Source organism: Pseudomonas sp. 05N432 (genome assembly GCF_056396945.1).
The window spans coordinates 37,018-56,915 of the sequence record NZ_JBFTMM010000031.1 but is presented as its reverse complement, the minus strand read 5'-3'; the positions used below and the strand labels follow the sequence as shown (position 1 = coordinate 56,915).

Genomic DNA, 19,898 nt, shown 5'->3' with positions numbered 1-19,898 from the left:
GTTAATCATTGGGTCCCAGGTTCGAGTCCTGGTCACGGAGCCAATTTCAAACCGGGGTATAGCGCAGTCCGGTAGCGCGCCTGCTTTGGGAGCAGGATGTCAGGAGTTCGAATCCCCTTACCCCGACCATATTAAAAATCCTCGTATCGAAAGATACGGGGATTTTTTTTGTCTGTTGAAAAAACCATTGCCTTCAAGTCATCGTACAACCTGCCGATAACGAGCTGACGGGGGACTGCGGTAGTCACGCCCCTTTACTCAGGCCACAACAAGAAAAAGGGCGCTCGTTATGTTGCTTCGTCAGTTGAATATCGCTCCTCGCGCAGCATTGGGATTTGCCCTTATTGCAGTGCTGGTCGCCTTGCTTGGCGTGTTCGCGCTGGGACAGATGTCGAGCATTCGCGACAGTGAAGTCGCGGTCGAGAATCAATGGTTGCCGAGCATTCGTGGTGGCGACGAGATCCGCGAGATCATGTTGCGCATCCGTACCATTTCCCTGCGCATGGCCCTGGACCCGGATCTGAAGAACATTGCGCAGTACCGCAGCCAGATGGACACCCGCGACAAGGAACTGAGCGACAAGATTGCCGCCTACGACAAGCTGGTCACCACTGCCGAAGGCAAAGGGTTGTATGACCAGTTCAAAAAAACCTTCGCGGCCTATCGTTCGGGCATCGCCCAGTCCTTCGTCCTGGCCGAGCAAGGTCGGCGTGACGAATTGACCAAGCTGCTGCTGGTCGACATGAAAACCGTAGTCGACGGTTCCGGCAAACAGCTCAATGACCTGGCAGAACTGTTCGCCAAACAGGTCGCCACAGAAAGCCAGAACTCCGCAGCGCGTTACCTGAATTCGCGGCTGATTGTCAGCCTGTTCATCGGTCTGGCCGCTCTGGCGACCGTCGGACTCGCCATGTTGCTGACCCGCAGCATCGTGCGCCCCCTGACTGTGGCCCTGAATGCAGCCGAAAGCGTGGCGCGGGGCGACCTGACCCAACCCATCGAAACCCATGGCAACGACGAAGTCAGCCGTTTGCTCAAGGCGCTGGCGACCATGCAGCGCAACCTTCGGGAAACCCTGCAAGGCATCAGCGGTTCGGCCACGCAATTGGCCACGGCAGCGGATGAGTTGAACGCGGTGACCCTCGACAGCACTCAGGGCCTGCAACAGCAGAACAACGAGATCGAACAGGCGGCGACTGCCGTCAACGAAATGACCACCGCCGTGGAGGAAGTCGCGCGCAATGCGGTGTCGACTTCCGATGCGACCCGTCAGTCCAGTGAGTCGGCGCAATTGGGGCAGGAGCGGGTCAGCGAAACCGCCAGTGCCATCAGCGCCCTGGCCAACGATGTGCAGCACACCGGTGAACTGGTGCAGTCACTGGCCAACCAATCCCAGGACATCGGCAAGGTGCTGGATGTGATTCGCGCCATTGCCGAGCAAACCAATTTATTGGCCCTCAATGCGGCGATTGAAGCTGCCCGGGCGGGCGAAAGCGGTCGGGGTTTTGCGGTGGTGGCCGATGAGGTACGGGCGCTGGCGTACCGCACGCAGCAGTCGACCCAGGAAATCGAGCAGATGGTGCAGGGCATGCGCAAAGGGTCGAGCCTGGCGCTCGAGTCGATGCAGGCCAGCGCCTCCCGTGCCGCCAGTACGCGGCTACTGGCCGAGCGGGCGGGCGAAGCCCTGCAAACCATCACCGCGTCGGTGCATGAAATTCACCAGCGCAATCTGGTGATCGCCAGTGCCGCCGAAGAGCAGGCACAAGTGGCGCGGGAAGTGGATCGAAATCTGCTGAACATCCGTGATTTGTCGGTGCGTTCTGCGGCAGGTGCGGATCAGACCAGCGCTTCCAGCCATGAGCTGTCGAAACTGGCCAGCGCGTTGCAAGGCATGGTGCGGCGCTTTCAGGTGTAAATTTGAGCGATAAAAAATGTGGGAGCGAGCCTGCTCGCGATGGCGATAGGTCAGTCAACATTGAGTTAACTGGCAGTCCGCTATCGCGAGCAGGCTCGCTCCCACATTACTGGTTTTGTTAGTGCAGCTTCAGGCGCGGTTCAGTGCCACGCCCAATCCTGCTGCCGAGCATCAGCATCGCCGTGCGGAACGGGCCGTACAGCGCGACCTGGTGCATGCGGTACAGCGACACGTAAAACATCCGCGCCAGCCAGCCTTCAAGCATTACGCTGCCGGTCAGGTTGCCCATCAAGTTACCCACAGCCGAAAAACGCGACAGCGAGATCAGGGAGCCGTAATCGGTGTACTTGTACGTCGGCAACGGCTTGCCTTCGATGCGCAGTTTCAACGATTTGGCCAGCAGCGAGGCTTGTTGGTGTGCGGCTTGCGCACGTGGCGGTACGTTGCGATCGGTGCCGGTTTGCGGGCAGGCGGCGCAGTCACCAAAGGCGAAAATGTTTTCATCGCGGGTGGTTTGCAGGGTCGGCAGCACTTGCAGCTGGTTGATCCGGTTGGTTTCCAGGCCGTCGATATCCTTGAGGAAACCCGGCGCCCGGATCCCGGCTGCCCAGACTTTCAGGCTGGCCTTGATCTCCTGGCCGCTGGCCGTGATCAGCGCATCGGCAGTGACTTCACTGACCGCCGCGTTGGTCAGCACCGTGACCCCGAGCTTCTCCAGGGTTTTATGCACAGGGCCGCCGATCCGCTCCGGCAGGGCAGGCAGCACCCGTGGGCCGGCTTCGATCAGGGTGATGTGCATGTTTTCCGGCAGAATCCGGTCCAGGCCGTATGCGGCCAGTTCGTGGGCCGCGTTGTGCAGTTCCGCCGCCAGTTCAACGCCGGTGGCACCTGCGCCGACGATGGCCACGCTGATCTGTTGCACTGCATCGGATTGCCCGGCGTGGGCGCGCAGGTAGTGGTTGAGCAATTGCTGGTGGAAGCGCTCGGCCTGTTTGCGGGTGTCGAGGAACAGGCAGTGTTGCGCCGCGCCCTGAGTGCCGAAATCGTTGGTGGTGCTGCCGACCGAAATCACCAGCGAGTCGTAACCCACCTCGCGTGCCGGCACCAGTTCCCGGCCATTTTCATCGTAGGTAGCCGCCAGCTGGATTTTCTTCTGGGCACGATCGAGCCCGCTCATGCGCCCCAGCTGGAACTCGAAGTGGTTCCATTTTGCCTGGGCGACATAGTTGAGTTCGTCTTCGGAAGAGTTCAAGGAACCGGCCGCCACTTCATGCAACAGCGGTTTCCAGATGTGCGTCAGGTTCGCGTCGACCAGCATCACACTGGCGGTGCCACGCTTGCCCAGAGTCTTACCCAGACGGGTAGCCAACTCCAGACCGCCGGCGCCGCCGCCAACGATGACAATACGATGAGTCATGGGGATATCTCGCAAGGCTAAAGGAAATCGGTGCAATTACCCGAGCGAGCGCCACGCTGCTCATAGCGTCAGGTAACTGATAAGTCGGCTCACAAGGCCCAGGCCAATGGTCACTGCCAATACCACCACGAGGAGCATCCACGGCCGGAAAGGCCGGCGCTCGACTCGGTTCTGCGACAGTTGCAGATACTCTTCGACATGCTGCTGGTCGTCGGGTTTCAGGCGGCTGGTCATGATAAGCCCTCGTCAGGTAGACGTTGCTAAATGTATAGAAGCTACAGCAGGGGCGCCAACAATTGCTGTCGTGGGTTCACAGGCTGATCCCGACGTCGAAGAGGATGCTGCGCCCCAGATTACCGCGCAAAAAGTCCGGTGCATCGGGATGGGCAAACAGCACGCGGGCGAAGGTCGGGCCCACCAGTGACAGCGAGCGCCACCCCTGGCGCAGGTATTCGGTCGGCGGCGGGAAATGGCTGTTGAGGTCAAGCACTTCGCGCTTGAGGCTGGCGAAGGCGATGATGTCCAGTTCGCCCAGGTCCATCCCCCGCTCTTTGTAGTTATGGGCTTTTTTGCGCAAGGTCGGTGCCAGTCTCAGCAAGAACTCGTTGGCTGGAATACGCCTCGGCTTGGCTTCGCGGCGCACCAGTTGGCTCAGGGAGAACGCACTGCGCCGGCGTTGCAGTTCGTCGCGCCACTCGTCATTCAACCGTCGACCTTCGTCGAGCACGAAGAACACCTCGAAATTTGCCTCGCGAAACAGTACGTCCGGCGGTTCTCCGGCGGGGGTGAATTCGTCGACGCGGTAGGGAATGTTCAAGCCTTGCAGCAGGCGTTGGCAAACCCAACGCTCACGCTCCCATTTGCGGGCATTGGAAAGGAACGCGTTGGCTTGCTCGGCCGCGATGGTCAGCAAGCGCAAATAATCTGAGTCATCCATAGGCCAAGCTTAGCGTTCAAATGCGATCGCAAAGAAGACAGTTTGTCGGAGAGGAAAAACTTTCCCGGGTCTTCATCGTTGCAGGCATCCGGCGATCTTCCTCCAAAACCCGGTCCAGGGCACTGCACAAAACGGATAGCGATCTGCACAAAGCGGATATTGCCGTGCGCCAAGCGTCCCTACCCTCAGCTGTACGGACGTTTACCGCGTTACCGAAGCTCATAAAAAAACAACAACAAGAGAAAGATGCCATGCGCACGATCGACGTACATGAGGTTATCGACAACGCACGCTTCAACCGTTTTCACTGGAGGGTGCTGTGCTGGTGTGCCCTGATCATCATCTTCGATGGTTACGATCTGGTGATCTATGGCGTGGTGCTGCCGATGCTGATGAAGGACTGGGGGCTGAGTCCTCTGCAGGCAGGTGCATTAGGCAGTTATGCACTGTTTGGCATGATGTTCGGGGCACTGTTTTTCGGCCCGCTGTCGGACAGGATCGGCCGCAAAAAAGCCATCACCCTGTGCGTGATGCTTTTCAGTGGTTTCACCGTGCTCAATGGTTTTGCCAGCAACCCCACTGAATTTGGCATTTGCCGGTTCATTGCCGGGCTGGGGATTGGCGGGGTGATGCCCAACGTGGTGGCGCTGATGAACGAGTACGCGCCGAAAAGAATCCGCAGCACCCTGGTGGCGATCATGTTCAGCGGTTACTCAGTGGGTGGCATGCTCTCGGCTGGGCTGGGCATTGTGCTGATCCCGAGCTTTGGCTGGCAGTCGGTGTTTTATGTGGCGATTTTTCCGTTGCTGCTGTTGCCGCTGATCATGTACTTCTTGCCCGAGTCGGTAGGTTTCATGCTGCGTCAGGGCCGCAATGAACAGGCGCGCAAGGTTCTCCAACGGGTTGACCCGGCTTATGTTGCGCAAGCCACCGATCAACTGCACATGACCGAAGTAAAAGGCCGCGGCACCCCGGTTTTACAGCTGTTTCGTGAAGGCCGGGCGATGCGCACGCTGATGTTGTGGCTGGCGTTTTTCTGCTGCCTGTTGATGGTGTATGCCTTGAGCTCCTGGCTGCCGAAACTGATGGCCAACGCCGGTTATAGCCTGGGTTCGAGTCTGTCATTCCTGCTGGTACTGAACTTCGGTGCCATCTTCGGCGCGGTCGGCGGCGGCGTGTTGGGTGACAAACTCAACCTGCCGAGGGTCTTGGCGGTGTTCTTCGCCATCGCCGCCATATCGATCACCTTGCTCGGCTTCAACAGCCCGATGCCGGTGCTCTACCTGCTGATCGCCATTGCCGGTGCCACCACGATCGGCTCGCAGATCCTGTTGTATGCCTGCGCCGCGCAGTTCTATTCCAYGGCCATTCGTTCCACCGGATTGGGCTGGGCCTCGGGTATCGGCCGCAACGGGGCCATCGTCGGCCCGCTGTTGGGCGGTGCGTTGCTGGGGATCAGCCTGCCGCTGCAACTGAACTTCATGGCGTTCGCCTTGCCAGGGGCGGTCGCCGCCATCGCCATGGCCGTGTTCGCCCTCAGCAGTCAGCGCACCAGCAAAGGCGTCGCCTCGAGACTGGCGCCGACCAGCGTCTGACTCCCACCACCCGCATCGCAACGCTGCGGGTGGCATTCGCCAACCTGTCGATCAATAACAATAAGAGAAAAGCGATGAAACAGATTCTCCCCACACTGGGTTCAGTGGCGTCCCTGGCGGTCGCCTCGGGTTTCTCCAGTGGCTTGATGGCCGCGGAGGGCGGCTTTATCGAAGACACCAGCGCCACCTTGCAGGCGCGCAATTACTACTTCAGCCGGGACTTTTCCGACATCGTCGGGGCCAACAAACAGTCGAAGGCCGAAGAGTGGGCCCAAGGCTTCATCCTTAACGTCAAATCCGGCTACACCCAAGGCACCATTGGTGTCGGCGTGGATGTCATCGGCTTGCTCGGCCTCAAGCTCGACAGCAGTCCGGATCGGGTCAATACCGGGCTGTTGCCGGTACAGAGCGATGGGCACGCGGCGGATGATTACAGTCGTCTGGCCGGTGCGTTGAAGCTGCGTTACTCAAAGACCGAATTGAAGGTCGGTGAATTGCAACCCAACCTGCCGGTGCTGGCCTTCAGCGATATTCGCTTGCTGCCGCCGACCTACCAAGGGGCGAGCATCAGCTCTAGCGAGATCAACGGCCTGACCTTGCAGGCTGGGCATTTGAGTTCGACCAGCCTGCGCAACGAGTCCGGCGAGCAAAAGATGCAGGCCATGCTCGGCCATGTGCCGCAGCGCCAGGCCAGCAGTGACGGTTTCAACTTTGCGGGCGCCGATTACGCCTTCAATGACAAACGCACCTCGGTCAGTGCCTGGTACGGGCAACTGGAAGATATCTACAACCAGCGCTTCCTCGGCCTCAAGCACAGCGAACCGTTGGGCGACTGGACTCTGGGCGCCAACCTGGGCTACTACGACTCCCGTGAGGACGGCAAAAAATGGCTGGGCAACATCGACAACCGGGCGTTCTTCTCCTTGCTGTCGGCCAAGCATGGCGGCCATACGTTCTATGTCGGTTATCAGGGGATGTATGGCGACAGTGCCTTCCCACGGGTCTTCGCCAACATCTCGCCGCTGGGTAACGAGGTGCCGACCTACGAGTTCGCCTACACCGACGAACGCTCCTGGCAGGCGCGCTACGACTACGACTTCGCCGCCCTCGGGGTGCCGGGGCTGACCAGCACTGTGCGTTACATCACCGGCAACAACGTCGACACCGGCAAGGGTTTCGAAGGCAAGGACCGCGAACGCGATCTCGATCTCGGTTATGTGCTGCAGAGCGGCACCCTCAAAGGTCTCGGGATACGCGTGCGCAACGCCGTGGCGCGTTCCAACTACCGCAGTGATATCGACGAAAACCGCTTGATCCTCAGTTACACCTGGACGCTGCTATGACCGGCGTGCAAGAACGCGGGCCGCGCAAGATCGGTGCGGGTTTGTTGTTGATGAGTGCTGGCGTGGGCGCTGTGATGTTGGCCTGGGGTGATAACGGGCGGCTGCTGCTGGCTGGTGGGATCAACCTCGCATTGCTGTTCGCTGCGGCGCTGTCTCGTCGACAGCCACCGGTGACAGTGACGCCGCCGCTTGAGTCTGAAGTTCCCGAGCCGAGCGTGGAGCTGATCGAGTCCCCGACCCCGGCAGTGCAACCGGAGCGCGAATGGCCCGGTGCGATTGTGCACCTCACGCTGGAGCAATTGACCGAGTCGGTGCTGCAAACCGAGGAAGACATGCGTTTTGCCAATCAACTGGCGCGCACGGCCGGCGAGCGGGTGAAGGCGAGTGCGCTGAGCATGCAGTCTTCGGCCAGTGTGCTGGGGGACCTGAACCTCTACATGCAGCGTCTCGATCAAGTGTTCGATGAACTCGGCGCTCAGTCGATGCGCATCGGTGCGATTGTCGGCAGCATTCAGGATATTTCCCGCCAGACCAATCTGCTGGCGTTGAACGCAGCCATCGAAGCGGCACGGGCAGGCAGCCATGGCCGAGGCTTTGCGGTGGTGGCGGACGAAGTGCGTAATCTGTCACGTCAGGCGGCGGATTCCAGTGCGCAGATCAGGCAGATCGCGACGGGCCTGGAACAGTCCGCCGAGCATGCGCGCCAAGGTATCGAGCAGTTGGCCGGTTCAACGCGTCTGGGGCTGGAAAAGGCCGAAGTGGCGCTGCACTCGATGGGCGAACTGCAAAGTGGTGCGCTGGCCCGGGTCGAAGTGGTCGAGCGCATCATGGCGCGCTTGGCCGGGCTGCATGATCTGGCCTTGCAGGCGAAACGGATGGTCGTTTGAGTCGTGCGGCGAGCCAGGGATCACAGGTCGCTCGTGCAACTGCCCATGACCTGATAAGTCACGCGACGGGTCTGGCCTTGATGATCGATGTAGACCATGGTCGCCGGCACGACGTCGCAGGCGGTGGCGGTGTTCGTCACGGATACCACTTTGGCGATGTCCAGCGGTTGCGCCGGGTTGTACGGAGTGGTGGGTTCGTTGCCGGCGGCCATGGCGGAGGTGGCGACAACGGTCAGAAACAGGCTGATCAAGGTTTTCATTTTTGTGTGCTCCGTGTGGGTTCCGATGATTGAAGTCTATGCCTTGCCCGCTACCGATAAAGGGGCAAACGCCTGATGCAGCCTTACGTGTAACGCAACAGTCAGTGCCTGAGGAGGGCCTATGGATTTGCTCAACAACTTGCGGGTGTTTGTCCGCGTGGTGGACAGCGGCAGCTTTACCGCCGCCGCCGACGCGCTTGAACTCTCGACCGCGCAAGTGTCCCGATTGGTCGCGGATCTGGAGCAGCATGTGCAGGCGCGTCTGCTGCAACGCACCACCCGGCGGTTGAGCCTGACCGAGGCCGGCGAGCGCTTTTTGCTGCGCAGTCGGCAAATACTCGAAGAGATGGAAGAGGCTACGGCCGAAGCGCGTGGCGCTCATCTCAAGCCCAGCGGTCGGTTGCGGGTTCACAGCATGCATGGCCTGGGTGTGCTGATTACGCCGCTGATCGCTCGATACACCGAACTCTATCCTGATGTGGTGTTCGAGCTGACCTTGTCGCAACGCAATCCGGATCCGCTGGAAGGAGGCCATGACGTGGTGATTTCGATTGCCCATGAGCTGGCCGACTCGCAGTTTGTCGCCCAGGTCGTCGGGCAGATTTACAGCGTGCCCTGCGCCTCCCCGGGCTACCTGCAACGCCAGGGTGTGCCAGGCAACCCGCTGGCACTGAACGATCATCGATGCCTGCGCATGCTCGATCCGTTGTACAGCGATCAATGGGTGTTCCATGACGCGCAGGGTGAGCATCGCGTCAGCCCGGCGAAGACGTTTCAGTGCAATGTTGCCGAGTCGATGGTCAAGGCTTCCGAGGCGGGGATGGGGGTCAGTCTGTTGCCGTTTTATACCGCGACACGGCCGTTGAACGACGGCACGTTGCTGCGCCTGCTGCCTGCCTATCGCCCGCGTGAGCGCAATGTCTACGCGCTGTATCCGTCGCGGCGCTTTCTCGATGCGAAGGTCCGAACCTGGGTGGACTTTCTGAAGGCCGAGTTACCGCGCCTGTTCGCCGAGCATGAGGCAGTGATGAGCGATCCACGCCACTGGGCCTGAGGTCGAAGGGCGCGCGCAGGGCGGTGTAGACTCAAGGCTTGTTTCGGTTCAGGAAGGAGTCTGGAGTGAAGGTCTGCTCAGCAGGGTTAGCGGGTTTTGTGCCGTTGTGCGCGTGGGAGTGCCTGGCGCGATGATCAGTGCTGCACTGCTGTCACCCGAAACCCTCACGGTCGGCTGGCTGATCTACGTGCCGGTGCTGATCTGGGCCGTTGCCCGAGCGCCGTGGGTCGAGTTGTTCACTGACAGTCGACGTCAGCATTTGCTGTTTGGCACCGTGTTCGCGTTGTTCGTCCTCTGGCTCGTGCGACGGGACTTCGACACCGGCGTGTCTTATCACATCATCGGCATGACGGCGGTGACGTTATTGCTGGACTGGCCGCTGGCGATTGTCGGCGGGCTGGTGGCGCAGGTGGGGCTGGTGCTGCTCGGGCGTCAGGACCTCGCCGCAATGGGGGTCAATGGCGCATTGCTGATTCTGTTGCCGGTGCTGATCACCGAATGCTGCGCGATCCTGGTGGAGCGGGCGCAACCGCGTAATCCCTTTGTGTATATCTTTTGCTCGGGTTTTTTGGCCGCCGGGCTTTCGGCGTTGCTCTGCCTGCTGGTGGCGCTGGGGCTGTTGTGGTTCGACGAGCGTTTTGCGATGCCGGAATGGCTGGAGGATTTTGTCGGTTACCTGTGGCTGATCATTTTCCCCGAGGCGTTTATCAACGGCATGGTGATCAGTTCGCTGGTGGTGTTCTGTCCGGAGTGGCTGGAGACCTTTAACCGCACGCGTTATTTGTCGGCGCCGTGGAAGGACGACGACAAGCCTTGATCCATATCAAATGCTCGAATCGGCTGCGATTCCATGCTCTGGAAAATCCTCAGGAGCAGTGGCATGAGCGTTTACGAATGGGCAAGACAGGAATTGCGCAACAGTCTGGAGTCAGCGCATGAAGCCGGGTTTGAACCAGGGTTGAGCCTGCGCGCCTTGCTCAGTGCGGTGGTGCAGCAGAGCAAGGGCGTACGCAGTGTCGAGGATCTGGCCGATGAGTTGCAGTTTCTGGCGGAGAATCTCGATGACAGCCAGGACTACGGGTTTATGCGGCCCTGAGGGGCGGGATCAGTGGCGCGGGTCGAAGTCTTCCGAGAACAACTCGTCTTCAGAGTCGGGGCTGACCGGGATCTTGTGTTCTTCCGAGGCCCAGGCGCCCAGATCGATCAGTTTGCAGCGGTCCGAGCAAAACGGCCGGAAGGTGCTGGCTTCGCTCCATTCAACAGGGGCGCCGCAGGTTGGACATTCGACGACAGGGGGTTGGCTCATGACTGGCCTCCACGCAAAGTAAGGTAAAAGTGATGCAGGCGTTCGACCTCGCTGTGCAGCCAGGCGAGGTCGCGGTCGTTGACCACCACATCGTCGGCATGGCTGAGGCGGTCCTGACGGCTGGACTGGGCCTTGAGGATCGCCTGGACCTGCTGTTCGCTGGTCTGGTCGCGCTGCAGGGTTCGTTCGATCTGTAAGTGTTCCGGTGCGTCGATCACCAGCACTCGCTGGGTCATTTTGTACTGCCCGGACTCGATCAACAGCGGCGACACCAGAATCGCATAAGGTGATTGTGCGCGTGCCAGGTGAGCCGCGATCTCCTGAGCGATCAGCGGATGCAGCAACGCTTCGAGCCAGCGGCGTTCTTCGGGAACTTCAAAGATCAGCTTGCGCAGTGCCGCACGATTCAATTGGCCATCGGCTTGCAGCACGCCGGCACCGAAGTGCTCGGCAATCTGCGCCAGCGCCGGGCGACCGGGTTCGACCACCCAGCGTGCGGCATGATCGGCATCCACCGCATGCACACCCAGATCGATGAAGTGCTGGGCCGCCGCGCTTTTGCCGCTGCCGATGCCACCGGTCAGGCCGAGAATCCAGGGTTTTTCCACAGGGGTATTCATTTGAAACCGACAAACTGCCAATAGAAGCCGGTTATTTGACCACCCCAGAGCAAGGCAATCCAGCCGGCAATTGCCAGATAGGGTCCGAAGGGGATCGGCGTCGAGGTGTTGGCGTCTTTCAGGCGCAGCAAAATCACTCCCCCGACAGCGCCCACCAGCGATGAAAGCAGGACCGTCAACGGCAGAATCTGCCAGCCGCCCCAGGCACCAAGCAGCGCCAGGAGCTTGAAGTCGCCGTGACCGATACCTTCCTTGCCGGTCATCAGTTTGAACAGCCAATACACCGACCACAGCAGCAGGTAGCCGGCTACCGCCCCCCACATTGCCGCCTGCAAAGGTACGAAAAGATCGAAGCTGTTGACGATCAGACCCAGCCACAACAACGGCAATACCAGTACATCCGGCAGCAATTGGTGGTCGGCGTCGATCAGACACATCGCCAGTAACCCCCAACTCAAGACCAGCCCCCACGCAGCTGTCCAACCGAAGCCGAAGTGCCAGGCGACAAACGCCGAGAGCACGCCACAGGCCAGTTCGGTCAAGGGGTAGCGGGTACTGATCGGCGCTTTGCAATTCGAGCATCGGCCGCGCAATACCAGGTAACTGAGCAGTGGAATGTTTTCCCAGGCGCGGATTCGATGAGCGCACTGTGGGCAGTGTGAATGCGGCAGCATCAGGTTGTAGGTCGGGCCCGGTGCTTCGGGCGGTAAACCCAGTACGTCCAGGGCTTGTTGCCGCCAGTCGCCCTCAAGCATTTTCGGCAGGCGCMAGACCACCACATTGAGAAAGCTGCCGATCACCAGCCCGAGCACGAGTGCGGTGACAACAAACGCCAGTGGGTAACCGGCCATGAATTCACTCAAGGGCATGTTCAAATCGCCGAGCCGAGTTGGAAAATGGGCAGGTACATGGCAACCACCAGCCCGCCGACAATGACGCCGAGCACCACCATGATGAACKGTTCCAACAGGCTGGTCAGGCTGTCGACCATATTGTCGACTTCAGCTTCATAGTAGATCGCAACTTTGTCGAGCATGTCGTCCAGTGCGCCGGACTCCTCGCCAATGGCGGCCATTTGAATCGCCATGTTGGGAAATATCCCGCTGGTGCGCATCGAGAAGTTCAATTGCATGCCGGTGGAGACATCTTGCCTGATGCGCAAGACCGCCCGTTTGAACACGATATTGCCAGTGGCGCCCGCTACCGAATCCAGGGCTTCGACCAAGGGCACACCCGCGGCGAAAGTGGTCGACAGTGTGCGGGCAAAACGGGCCACTGCCGATTTGTAGAGCAGTGCGCCGACTATCGGCATTTTCAGCAATTGCGCGTCCAGCCAGTCGCAAAAGCGTTGTGAGCGCCTGAGCGCATGGCGAAAGCCCAGAGACCCACCGATCAGGCCGCCGAGCAACAGCCACCACCACGCCTGCATGAACTCGGACAGACCGATCACCATCAGGGTGAAGGCTGGGAGTTCTGCACCAAATCCGGAGAACACCGACTGAAACTGCGGGACCACTTTGACCAGCAGAATGCCGGTGACGATGATTGCGACAAAGACCACGGCCAGCGGATAGGTCATGGCTTTTTTGATCTTGGCCTTGAGGCTTTCGCTTTTTTCCTTATAGGTCGCTATCCGCTCCAGCAACGTGTCGAGCGCGCCGGCCTGCTCGCCCGCGTCGACCAGGTTGCAGTAGAGCTCATCGAAGTACTGCGGCTTCTTACGCAGCGCGGTGGCGAAGCTGTTGCCGGCGGCGACTTCCTGTTTCACCTCGTCCACCAGCTTGCGCATGTTCGGGTTGTCGAAGCCCTCGCCGATGATGTCGAACGACTGCAGCAAGGGCACACCGGCTTTCATCATGGTCGCCATCTGCCGGGTGAAGAGGGCAATGTCCAGCGGCTTGATACGGTTGCCGAGATTGAACAGCGAAGCGGTTTTTTTCCGTACTTTGCCCGGGTTGATACCTTGTTTGCGTAGCTGCGCCTTGATCACTGCCGGGCTATGACCGCTCAGCTCGCCGGATATTTTGCTGCCTTTCCTGTCAGTGCCTTCCCAGGCGTAGACGCTGACCTTGATTGCTTTGACCGCCATGACTCAATCCTTGGTGACCCGGTTGATTTCTTCAAGGCTGGTGACGCCCTGCATGGCCTTGAGCAGGCCCGAGGTGCGCAGGTCATTGAAGCCGTCCTTGCGCATCTGCGTATCGATTTCCAGAGAATTGCCTTCAGCCATGATCAGCCGTTGCAGCTCCGGGGTGTTTTTCACCACTTCATAAATACCGACTCGCCCTTTGTAGCCGTTGTTGCAGTGATCGCAACCGACGGGTTCGTAGATCGTGAAGGAGCCGATGCGTTCCCGTGGGAAGCCTTCCTTGATCAGGGTATCGTCGGGAATCGAAAGGCTTTTTTTGCAGTGGCTGCACAGCTTGCGAGCCAGGCGCTGGGCAATGATCAGGTGCACGGCCGTGGCGATGTTGAACCCCGGGATGCCCATGTTGTGCAGGCGGGTCAGGGTTTCAGCTGCGCTGTTGGTGTGCAGGGTGGAAAGCACCAGGTGCCCGGTTTGCGCAGCCTTGATCGCAATTTCGGCGGTTTCCAGGTCGCGGATCTCGCCGACCATGATCACGTCCGGGTCCTGGCGCAGAAATGAGCGCAACGCCTGGGCGAAGTCCAGGCCTTGCCTGGGATTGACGTTGACCTGGTTGATGCCTTCCATGTTGATTTCCACCGGGTCTTCGGCGGTGGAGATGTTGATGTCGACGGTGTTGAGGATATTCAACCCGGTGTACAGCGACACGGTTTTCCCTGAACCCGTCGGCCCGGTAACCAGTATCAGCCCCTGAGGTTGCTTGAGCGCCGCCATGTACAGGTCTTTCTGGTCGGGCTCGTAACCCAGCGCATCAATGCCCATCTGCGCGCTGGAGGGGTCGAGAATCCGGATCACGACTTTTTCGCCCCACAACGTTGGCAGGGTGTTGACCCGAAAATCGATGGATTTGCTTTTCGACAGGTGCATCTTGAGCCGCCCGTCCTGGGGTTTTCGACGTTCCGAGATGTCCAGGCTGGCCATCACCTTGAGACGGGCAGCGATGCGATTGGCCAATTGAGTCGGCGGTCTGGCGACTTCGCGCAGCATGCCGTCGGTCCGCACCCGCACCCGATAGATTTTTTCGTAGGGCTCGAAATGCAGGTCTGAGGAGCCGCCCTTGATCGCGTCCAGCAGCATCTTGTTGACGAAGCGCACCACCGGGGCATCGTCGGAGTCCTGGCCGGTGACAGCGTCCTGACGCTGGTCGTCGACGGCTTCGATGTCCAGGCCCCCGAGGTCGATATCGGCCATGTCTTCCAGGCCCGTGCTGTGGCTGTCGAAGAATTTCTCGATGGCGTCGCTGAGCTTGTCGTCTTCGACCAGGATCGCTTCGGTGGTGAGCCCGGTGCTGAACTGGATATCGTTGATCGCCTGCTGATTGCTCGGGTCGGAAATGCCTACGAACAGTTTGTTGCCGCGCCGCCAGAGTGGCAGGGCGTGGTGCTGGCGAATCAGCTTTTCACTGACCAGGTCTTTGGGCTGGGAGTCTTTGTCGAGACAGTTGAGGTCAAGGAAGGCGACACCGAAATGCTCGGAGGCAATTTCCGCAACCTGGCGACTGCTCACCATTTTGTTCTGTACCAGATAGCTGACCAGGGAAACGCGATTGCGTTGAGCTTGCTGATACGCCTGTTGCGCGCTTTTGTCAGTGAGCAGTTCGGCCAGCACCAATTGCTTGGCCAGGCCGCTGAGAGCGATGTCATTCATTCGAGTACCAGGCACAGACAGTTCAAGACTTATAGCCTAGTCAACGGATGGGAGCGCACCAGCACTCTTGAGGTGACAAAAAGTGTCAGATAGTGCGGTTCCTCGGGGTACGCACCGGGCTTTTGCCGATCTGACACCCTGTAAGCAGGGGGCGCAGGGGTTGGCATGTGCTGTGCTTTGACTGGTTCAGGACATGAGATTTCGCCTCATGCATGGAGCCTGTTCTATGAATAATCAAAAAGGTTTTACCCTCATCGAGCTGCTGATCGTGGTGGCAATCATCGGCATCCTGGCGACGTTCGCGTTGCCGCTGTATTCCAAGTATCAAGCGCGGGCGAAGGTCACTGCGGGGCTGGCGGAAATTTCAGCACTGAAGGTGCCTTTTGAAGACATTATCAATCAGGGCACCGACCCGACACTGGCGCTGATCGGTGGCACGGCAACTACCGGTAACTGCACAATCACGGCATCGGGTACTGCTTCCAGCGGTGCAGGCACGATTGTTTGCACGATTGTCAATGCACCAGGTCCGGTGCTCAGCAAAACCATCACGCTGACGCGGACACTGGCCGGTGGCTGGACCTGCGCGACCACCGCGTTGCAGGACTATGCGCCCAAGGGTTGCACAGGCGTCTGATCCTGTATCGAAGCCTCAATGCCTCGCCTCTACGGACGCGAGGCATTTTTTCGACCGTTCGATGGCATCGCGGTAATTCGATAAAAGCCGCAACTTGCATGTCAACAACACCCGGGTCATGCATTTTGCATGACTTCAGTTAATTGGTTTTTTTGTAATATATTGATTTTTATCGGTTTATTTCGCTGTCTCAAGTTGGCACAGCCTTCGCACTGTCTCTGTTAACCCTGCTGAGAAGGCATGCAGCAGATTTTCTGGAAGAACAGGAGTTACTCGTATGAAGACGTTCGCTATCGCTGCCGCAGCTGCAACCGCTCTGACCCTGACCATGGCCAACGCTGCATTTGCGCAGACCACTCAAGCCACACAGTCGCCGATGGTGGTGGCTGCCGGTGAAATGACCAAGGCCGAGGAAGCTACTTCCGATACCTGGATCACCACTAAAGTGAAAAGCGATCTGGTCACCGAGAAAGGGATTCCTGGCACCGACATCAAAGTCGAAACCAACAAAGGCGTAGTTTCCCTATCGTCGAAAGTAGCCATTACCCAGTCTCAGAAAGAAATGGCCGTCGCTATCACCAAGAAAATCAAAGGCGTCAAAGCCGTATCGGCTGATGGCCTGATGACCCAGTAAGACCCAGGGTTTCCTGAGCCGGGAGAAGGGAATCTTGAGAGCGCTGTAGAACCAATGTGGGAGCGAGCCTGCTCGCGATGGCAACTCTTCATTCATCCTCTATGTTGAATGTCAGTCAGCTATCGCGAGCGGGCTCGCTCCCACATTGGCACATTGGATAGTCGTAACTTCAGCTACCGCGCTTGCTGGTGATTCGTACCAGACGGTTGCCTTCAAAACGCAGATATTGGTACATGCCGCTGTTCGGGCCGTAGGTCCATTCCTCAACCGGGACTTCTTCCCGGCGATTGGCGCTGCGTTTGTAGCCCAACGCATCACGTGCAACCGGCTCGCCACATTTGTGCAGCACTTCACTTGTGCGATCGCCGACACTGATCAACTGACTGCCGCAGCGCAAGGTATCGGTCTGGGCTTGCACCTGGCTGGCAAAGAGCGCCAGTGCCAGGCTGATCAGCAATCGGCTATTCATGTTTACTCCGCGTCCAGGTGCATGGGCGTGACGACTTGGCCATCGCTTTCGGCTTCGCCCAGGTTAGCGTCAACGAAATACACCCGGTCATCGGCGAGCTGGGTTTTGTCGACCAGGTAGTCCTTGATGGTGCTGGCGCGATCCTGACCCAGTTGGCGCAGCAGCGCGGTGTCTGAAGACCAGAACTTGATCACGCCTTCACGCAGTTTGGCGGTGCGTTCTGTTTTGTCCAGTTGCGTCCATTCGGCCGGTGGCTGGGTTTTCAGGCGCGTGCGGTAGATGGCTTCGAGCAGCGGGCCYTTTTCGCTGTCCGGGACTGCCAGCAACGAGGCTTGCGCAGGGACTTTGTCGCCGCGACGCTGGAGCATTTTGTAGTAGTTGTACTGGTATTCACGTTCCAGTCGCTGTTCGGCAATCAAGGGGCCATCGCTCTTCTCGGCAGCGGTGCCTTCGATTTCCAGGCGAAGGGCCGGACGTTCCTTGAGCGCTTTGGCGAGGGTATCGAGCGCCGACTCGGCGTTTTTGCTCAGCTCGCTTGAGCCAGGTGCGAACGACACGCTGCCCAGGTCCTCGGCCCCACTGCCGTTGACCAGCCCGCCAATGAGCTTGAAGGGCGCCTCGGCCGCGCGCACGATCAGGTTGCGCAGGGTCTGCCAGATGATCGGCATGATGCTGAATTGCGGGTTGTTCAGATCGCCCGTTATCGGCAGATCAATGGAAATTTTGCCATCGCTGTCCTTGAGCAAGGCGATGGCCAGTTTCAGCGGCAAGCTCACGGCGTCCGGGCTGTCGACTTTTTCACCCAATTGCAGTTGCTCCACCACCACTTTGTTTTCGGCTTTCAACTGGCCTTTGACGATCTGGTAGTGCAGGTCGAGATTGAGCCGGCCCTTACGAATCCGATAGCCGGCAAATTTGCCGGAGTAGGGGGTCAGGGTGGTCAGTTCGACGCGTTTGAAACTGGTGGCGATATCCAGCGCGGTCATCGGGTCGAACGGGGTGACGCTGCCCTTGATGGTCACCGGGGCGTAGCGGTCGACTTTGCCCTTGATGTCGACGGCGGCGGGTTTGACCTGGCGGCTGTCGATAGTGCCGATCTGGCCGTTGAGCTGTTGAATGGCAGTGGCGAAGTTCGGTGTCAGGCTGAAGTCGGCGAAGTTCGCCGAGCCGTCGTTGATGGCAATCGCGCCGATGTGGATGCCCAGCGGCTTGTCCTTGCTCGCAGCAGGTTTTGCGGCGGCGGTTTTGCTACCGCTGTCAGCCGGTTGCGGGATCAGCAGGTCATTGATGTTGGTGGTGCGGTCATCGTTGATCATGAAACGTACATACGGCTGAAACAGGTTGATCTTGTCGATCGACAGGCTATCGCCGTGTTGGTAGTTCAGGCCTTCGACCACCACTTGCTGCCACTTGAGGAAGTCGCGGGTTTTCATGGTGTCCAGGGTGTGCAATTGATCGACCTGAGCGCGGCCAGTGACGCTGAACGCCAGTGGCTCGGTGCTTTTCAGGTCAACCGCCAAGTCGCTGCCGAGCATCCCGGAACGCAGCTCCAGACGAATGAACGGGGTGATATAGGACTGGGCGACACGCAGGTCGATGTCTTTGGTCTGGACCTTGAGCTTGGCGCTGATTGGCGCAAGGTTGACCTCGCCGTCCGCGAGAATCTTGCCCTGCTTGCCCAGGCCGGTATCGACCTTGAGGGAGAACGGCGAACCATTGAGGCTATCGAAATTCTTCACGTCGACGTTCAGCGGGCCAAGCTCCAGTGCCACCGCCGGTTGGGCCTGACGGTCGGCCAGGTGCACTTGATAGTTGCGCAGCTCGACATCCTTGAGCAGCACTTGCCAGGGTTTGCTCGGCACCGCGGGATCGGGTTTTGGTTGCGGCGAGTCTGCCGCCGCCGGGGCCTTGGTCGACTCGGGTTTGGTGGCCGGTTTGGCCGGTTGACTGGCGAAGAGTTTCTGCCAGTCGAGTTGGCCATCGGCTTCACGGGCGGCCCAGGTTTCGAGCTTCTGGCTGCGGATCTTGCCGACGATCACTTGTTGTTTGACCAGATCGACCGTGGTCTCGCTGACGTCCAGACGTTCGAGGCGCACCAGTGGCCGGCCATCCGGGGCCTTGATGGCGAACGGAGCAACGCTGACCGAAGCGTTGCTCAGCAGCAGTTCGGTTCCCTGCGTCAGGTTGAACTTGTAATCGGTGCTCAGGTTCAGCGTTCCGTCTTCGAGCACCAGCGGCAATGCGTCACGCACATAAGGCCACCAGGATTTCATTTTGCCGTCGGTGACTTTCAGTGTGCCTTCGGAGCTGATGGGCACCAGGCTGATGTGGCCGGTCCAGTCGATCCGGCCACCCGCCGGGCCAGCTGCGACGAGGGTCATGGCGGCGTTGTCGTCGGGCAGGGTACTGAGGTTGTTCAACTCCAGATTGAGCGTGTCGTAGAGGAACTCGATCGGCTCGCTCGGGCGCAGGTCCTGGAAGTGCACATAACCACCGGCCAGGTTGATGTGGTCGATGCGCAGCGGGAAGGGTTTGGCATTCGGGTCAGCAGGGGTCGGCTCGCTGGCCGGCAACTTGAACAGTTGCGTGAGGTTCAGGCTGCCGTCCTTGTTGAACAGAATCTCGGCTTTCTGCTTGTCCAGCCGCAAATCGGTCAGGTGCAGTGCGCGGGTCCAGAGGCTATCGATTTGCAGGTTGGCGTACAGGCGCTCGAAGGCGAGCTGTTCCTTGCCCGGCTCGCCGATGTTCAGGCCCCACACAGTCAGTTCAAGACTGAAGGGATTGAGTTCGATCCGTTGAATGTGCGCAGGCACCGCCGCGTAGTTGGCCAATTGTTGATTGGCGATCCGCAAGGCAATGCCCGGTAAAATCAGAAACCCCAACAGGCTGTAAAGGGCGACGGCAATCAACAAGGCGCCGATGGCGCGAATCAATCCTTTGGGCATGTTCGGCTTCAACTATCGGAATCGGGAGTGCCTTGGAGTATGGCATGCGACTCTGGTTCCGAAGCAATCACCTTGAACTGTAATTG

General features: G+C 59.3%; 19 protein-coding genes, 1 tRNA gene and 1 pseudogene. 10 read left to right on the top strand and 11 right to left on the bottom strand.

The window, feature by feature from the left end:
- Window positions 1-52: 52 nt before the first annotated feature.
- Window positions 53-129: transfer RNA gene (locus AC1DHT_RS28460), tRNA-Pro, on the top strand.
- A 160-nt stretch (window positions 130-289) separates the two neighbouring features.
- Window positions 290-1,915 carry a methyl-accepting chemotaxis protein gene (locus AC1DHT_RS28455; RefSeq protein ID WP_477750010.1) on the top strand — a complete coding sequence of 542 codons (1,626 nt, stop codon included), beginning with the start codon at window positions 290-292 and terminating at the stop codon, window positions 1,913-1,915.
- Window positions 1,916-2,033: 118 nt separating this feature from the next.
- On the opposite strand, the gene AC1DHT_RS28450 is transcribed toward AC1DHT_RS28455, so the two are convergent.
- The 3 genes from AC1DHT_RS28450 to AC1DHT_RS28440 form a co-directional block, all read right to left on the bottom strand.
- Window positions 2,034-3,332: an NAD(P)/FAD-dependent oxidoreductase gene (locus tag AC1DHT_RS28450; RefSeq protein WP_427546285.1), complete on the bottom strand. Its 1,299-nt coding sequence runs from the start codon at window positions 3,330-3,332 to the stop codon at window positions 2,034-2,036.
- A 60-nt stretch (window positions 3,333-3,392) separates the two neighbouring features.
- Window positions 3,393-3,566 carry a DUF3094 family protein gene (locus AC1DHT_RS28445; RefSeq protein WP_054595534.1) on the bottom strand — a complete coding sequence of 58 codons (174 nt, stop codon included), beginning with the start codon at window positions 3,564-3,566 and terminating at the stop codon, window positions 3,393-3,395.
- Window positions 3,567-3,642: 76 nt separating this feature from the next.
- Window positions 3,643-4,269 carry a DUF1780 domain-containing protein gene (locus tag AC1DHT_RS28440; protein WP_054595535.1) on the bottom strand — a complete coding sequence of 209 codons (627 nt, stop codon included), beginning with the start codon at window positions 4,267-4,269 and terminating at the stop codon, window positions 3,643-3,645.
- Between the two features lie 251 nt (window positions 4,270-4,520).
- Here AC1DHT_RS28440 and AC1DHT_RS28435 point away from each other — a divergent pair, with 251 nt between their 5' ends.
- The 3 genes and pseudogenes from AC1DHT_RS28435 to AC1DHT_RS28425 all read left to right on the top strand — a co-directional run.
- Window positions 4,521-5,864 (top strand): aromatic acid/H+ symport family MFS transporter, encoded by a 1,344-nt coding sequence (locus AC1DHT_RS28435; RefSeq protein WP_477761558.1) that lies wholly within the window; start codon window positions 4,521-4,523, stop codon window positions 5,862-5,864.
- A gap of 74 nt (window positions 5,865-5,938) precedes the next feature.
- Window positions 5,939-7,207 (top strand): OprD family porin, encoded by a 1,269-nt coding sequence (locus AC1DHT_RS28430; RefSeq protein WP_427546289.1) that lies wholly within the window; start codon window positions 5,939-5,941, stop codon window positions 7,205-7,207.
- A 494-nt stretch (window positions 7,208-7,701) separates the two neighbouring features.
- Window positions 7,702-8,094, top strand: a pseudogene (locus AC1DHT_RS28425) (methyl-accepting chemotaxis protein); the annotation flags it as partial.
- 20 nt (window positions 8,095-8,114) lie between these two features.
- Here AC1DHT_RS28425 and AC1DHT_RS28420 read toward each other — a convergent pair.
- Window positions 8,115-8,354: a DUF2790 domain-containing protein gene (locus AC1DHT_RS28420; protein WP_427546291.1), complete on the bottom strand. Its 240-nt coding sequence runs from the start codon at window positions 8,352-8,354 to the stop codon at window positions 8,115-8,117.
- Between the two features lie 121 nt (window positions 8,355-8,475).
- On the opposite strand from AC1DHT_RS28420, the gene AC1DHT_RS28415 reads away from it, so the two are divergent.
- From AC1DHT_RS28415 to AC1DHT_RS28405, 3 genes are all read left to right on the top strand, one after another.
- Complete coding sequence (locus AC1DHT_RS28415) at window positions 8,476-9,408, top strand: LysR family transcriptional regulator (RefSeq protein ID WP_427546293.1); 933 nt, start codon at window positions 8,476-8,478, stop codon at window positions 9,406-9,408.
- Between the two features lie 130 nt (window positions 9,409-9,538).
- A complete protein-coding gene (locus AC1DHT_RS28410) occupies window positions 9,539-10,225 on the top strand; it encodes an energy-coupling factor ABC transporter permease (RefSeq protein ID WP_427546296.1) in 687 nt (228 codons plus the stop codon).
- A gap of 63 nt (window positions 10,226-10,288) precedes the next feature.
- Window positions 10,289-10,504 carry a hypothetical protein gene (locus AC1DHT_RS28405; RefSeq protein ID WP_054595542.1) on the top strand — a complete coding sequence of 72 codons (216 nt, stop codon included), beginning with the start codon at window positions 10,289-10,291 and terminating at the stop codon, window positions 10,502-10,504.
- Between the two features lie 9 nt (window positions 10,505-10,513).
- On the opposite strand, the gene yacG is transcribed toward AC1DHT_RS28405, so the two are convergent.
- From yacG to pilB, 5 genes are read right to left on the bottom strand one after another with little or no spacing between them, the layout of a single operon-like run.
- Entirely contained in the window at window positions 10,514-10,714 is a 201-nt protein-coding gene (gene yacG, locus AC1DHT_RS28400; RefSeq protein ID WP_123423619.1) for a DNA gyrase inhibitor YacG, read from the bottom strand.
- Entirely contained in the window at window positions 10,711-11,334 is a 624-nt protein-coding gene (gene coaE / locus AC1DHT_RS28395; protein ID WP_427532277.1) for a dephospho-CoA kinase, read from the bottom strand. The genes yacG and coaE overlap by 4 nt, the downstream gene beginning before the upstream one ends.
- Complete coding sequence (locus AC1DHT_RS28390; protein ID WP_477761557.1) at window positions 11,331-12,203, bottom strand: prepilin peptidase; 873 nt, start codon at window positions 12,201-12,203, stop codon at window positions 11,331-11,333. The genes coaE and AC1DHT_RS28390 overlap by 4 nt, the downstream gene beginning before the upstream one ends.
- A 2-nt stretch (window positions 12,204-12,205) precedes the next feature.
- Window positions 12,206-13,423 (bottom strand): type II secretion system F family protein, encoded by a 1,218-nt coding sequence (locus AC1DHT_RS28385; RefSeq protein WP_477761556.1) that lies wholly within the window; start codon window positions 13,421-13,423, stop codon window positions 12,206-12,208.
- 3 nt (window positions 13,424-13,426) lie between these two features.
- Window positions 13,427-15,127: a type IV-A pilus assembly ATPase PilB gene (gene pilB, locus AC1DHT_RS28380; RefSeq protein ID WP_427546303.1), complete on the bottom strand. Its 1,701-nt coding sequence runs from the start codon at window positions 15,125-15,127 to the stop codon at window positions 13,427-13,429.
- Between the two features lie 226 nt (window positions 15,128-15,353).
- Here pilB and AC1DHT_RS28375 point away from each other — a divergent pair, with 226 nt between their 5' ends.
- Together AC1DHT_RS28375 and AC1DHT_RS28370 are read left to right on the top strand one after the other, a co-directional pair.
- Window positions 15,354-15,764 carry a pilin gene (locus tag AC1DHT_RS28375; protein ID WP_054595548.1) on the top strand — a complete coding sequence of 137 codons (411 nt, stop codon included), beginning with the start codon at window positions 15,354-15,356 and terminating at the stop codon, window positions 15,762-15,764.
- Between the two features lie 277 nt (window positions 15,765-16,041).
- Window positions 16,042-16,398 carry a BON domain-containing protein gene (locus AC1DHT_RS28370; RefSeq protein ID WP_427546305.1) on the top strand — a complete coding sequence of 119 codons (357 nt, stop codon included), beginning with the start codon at window positions 16,042-16,044 and terminating at the stop codon, window positions 16,396-16,398.
- A gap of 169 nt (window positions 16,399-16,567) precedes the next feature.
- On the opposite strand, the gene AC1DHT_RS28365 is transcribed toward AC1DHT_RS28370, so the two are convergent.
- A complete protein-coding gene (locus AC1DHT_RS28365) occupies window positions 16,568-16,867 on the bottom strand; it encodes a DUF2845 domain-containing protein (protein ID WP_427546307.1) in 300 nt (99 codons plus the stop codon).
- Between the two features lie 2 nt (window positions 16,868-16,869).
- Window positions 16,870-19,812: a DUF748 domain-containing protein gene (locus AC1DHT_RS28360; protein WP_427546309.1), complete on the bottom strand. Its 2,943-nt coding sequence runs from the start codon at window positions 19,810-19,812 to the stop codon at window positions 16,870-16,872.
- Between the last annotated feature and the right edge of the window lie 86 nt (window positions 19,813-19,898).

Excerpts from the sequence above, each read along its gene's own strand:
- AC1DHT_RS28455 (WP_477750010.1), top strand. The coding sequence starts at position 290 with ATGTTGCTTCGTCAGTTGAATATCGCTCCTCGCGCAGCATTGGGATTT.
- AC1DHT_RS28450 (WP_427546285.1), bottom strand. The coding sequence starts at position 3,332 with ATGACTCATCGTATTGTCATCGTTGGCGGCGGCGCCGGCGGTCTGGAG.
- AC1DHT_RS28445 (WP_054595534.1), bottom strand. The coding sequence starts at position 3,566 with ATGACCAGCCGCCTGAAACCCGACGACCAGCAGCATGTCGAAGAGTAT.
- AC1DHT_RS28440 (WP_054595535.1), bottom strand. The coding sequence starts at position 4,269 with ATGGATGACTCAGATTATTTGCGCTTGCTGACCATCGCGGCCGAGCAA.
- AC1DHT_RS28430 (WP_427546289.1), top strand. The coding sequence starts at position 5,939 with ATGAAACAGATTCTCCCCACACTGGGTTCAGTGGCGTCCCTGGCGGTC.
- AC1DHT_RS28420 (WP_427546291.1), bottom strand. The coding sequence starts at position 8,354 with ATGAAAACCTTGATCAGCCTGTTTCTGACCGTTGTCGCCACCTCCGCC.
- AC1DHT_RS28415 (WP_427546293.1), top strand. The coding sequence starts at position 8,476 with ATGGATTTGCTCAACAACTTGCGGGTGTTTGTCCGCGTGGTGGACAGC.
- AC1DHT_RS28410 (WP_427546296.1), top strand. The coding sequence starts at position 9,539 with ATGATCAGTGCTGCACTGCTGTCACCCGAAACCCTCACGGTCGGCTGG.
- AC1DHT_RS28405 (WP_054595542.1), top strand. The coding sequence starts at position 10,289 with ATGAGCGTTTACGAATGGGCAAGACAGGAATTGCGCAACAGTCTGGAG.
- yacG (WP_123423619.1), bottom strand. The coding sequence starts at position 10,714 with ATGAGCCAACCCCCTGTCGTCGAATGTCCAACCTGCGGCGCCCCTGTT.
- coaE (WP_427532277.1), bottom strand. The coding sequence starts at position 11,334 with ATGAATACCCCTGTGGAAAAACCCTGGATTCTCGGCCTGACCGGTGGC.
- pilB (WP_427546303.1), bottom strand. The coding sequence starts at position 15,127 with ATGAATGACATCGCTCTCAGCGGCCTGGCCAAGCAATTGGTGCTGGCC.
- AC1DHT_RS28375 (WP_054595548.1), top strand. The coding sequence starts at position 15,354 with ATGAATAATCAAAAAGGTTTTACCCTCATCGAGCTGCTGATCGTGGTG.
- AC1DHT_RS28370 (WP_427546305.1), top strand. The coding sequence starts at position 16,042 with ATGAAGACGTTCGCTATCGCTGCCGCAGCTGCAACCGCTCTGACCCTG.
- AC1DHT_RS28365 (WP_427546307.1), bottom strand. The coding sequence starts at position 16,867 with ATGAATAGCCGATTGCTGATCAGCCTGGCACTGGCGCTCTTTGCCAGC.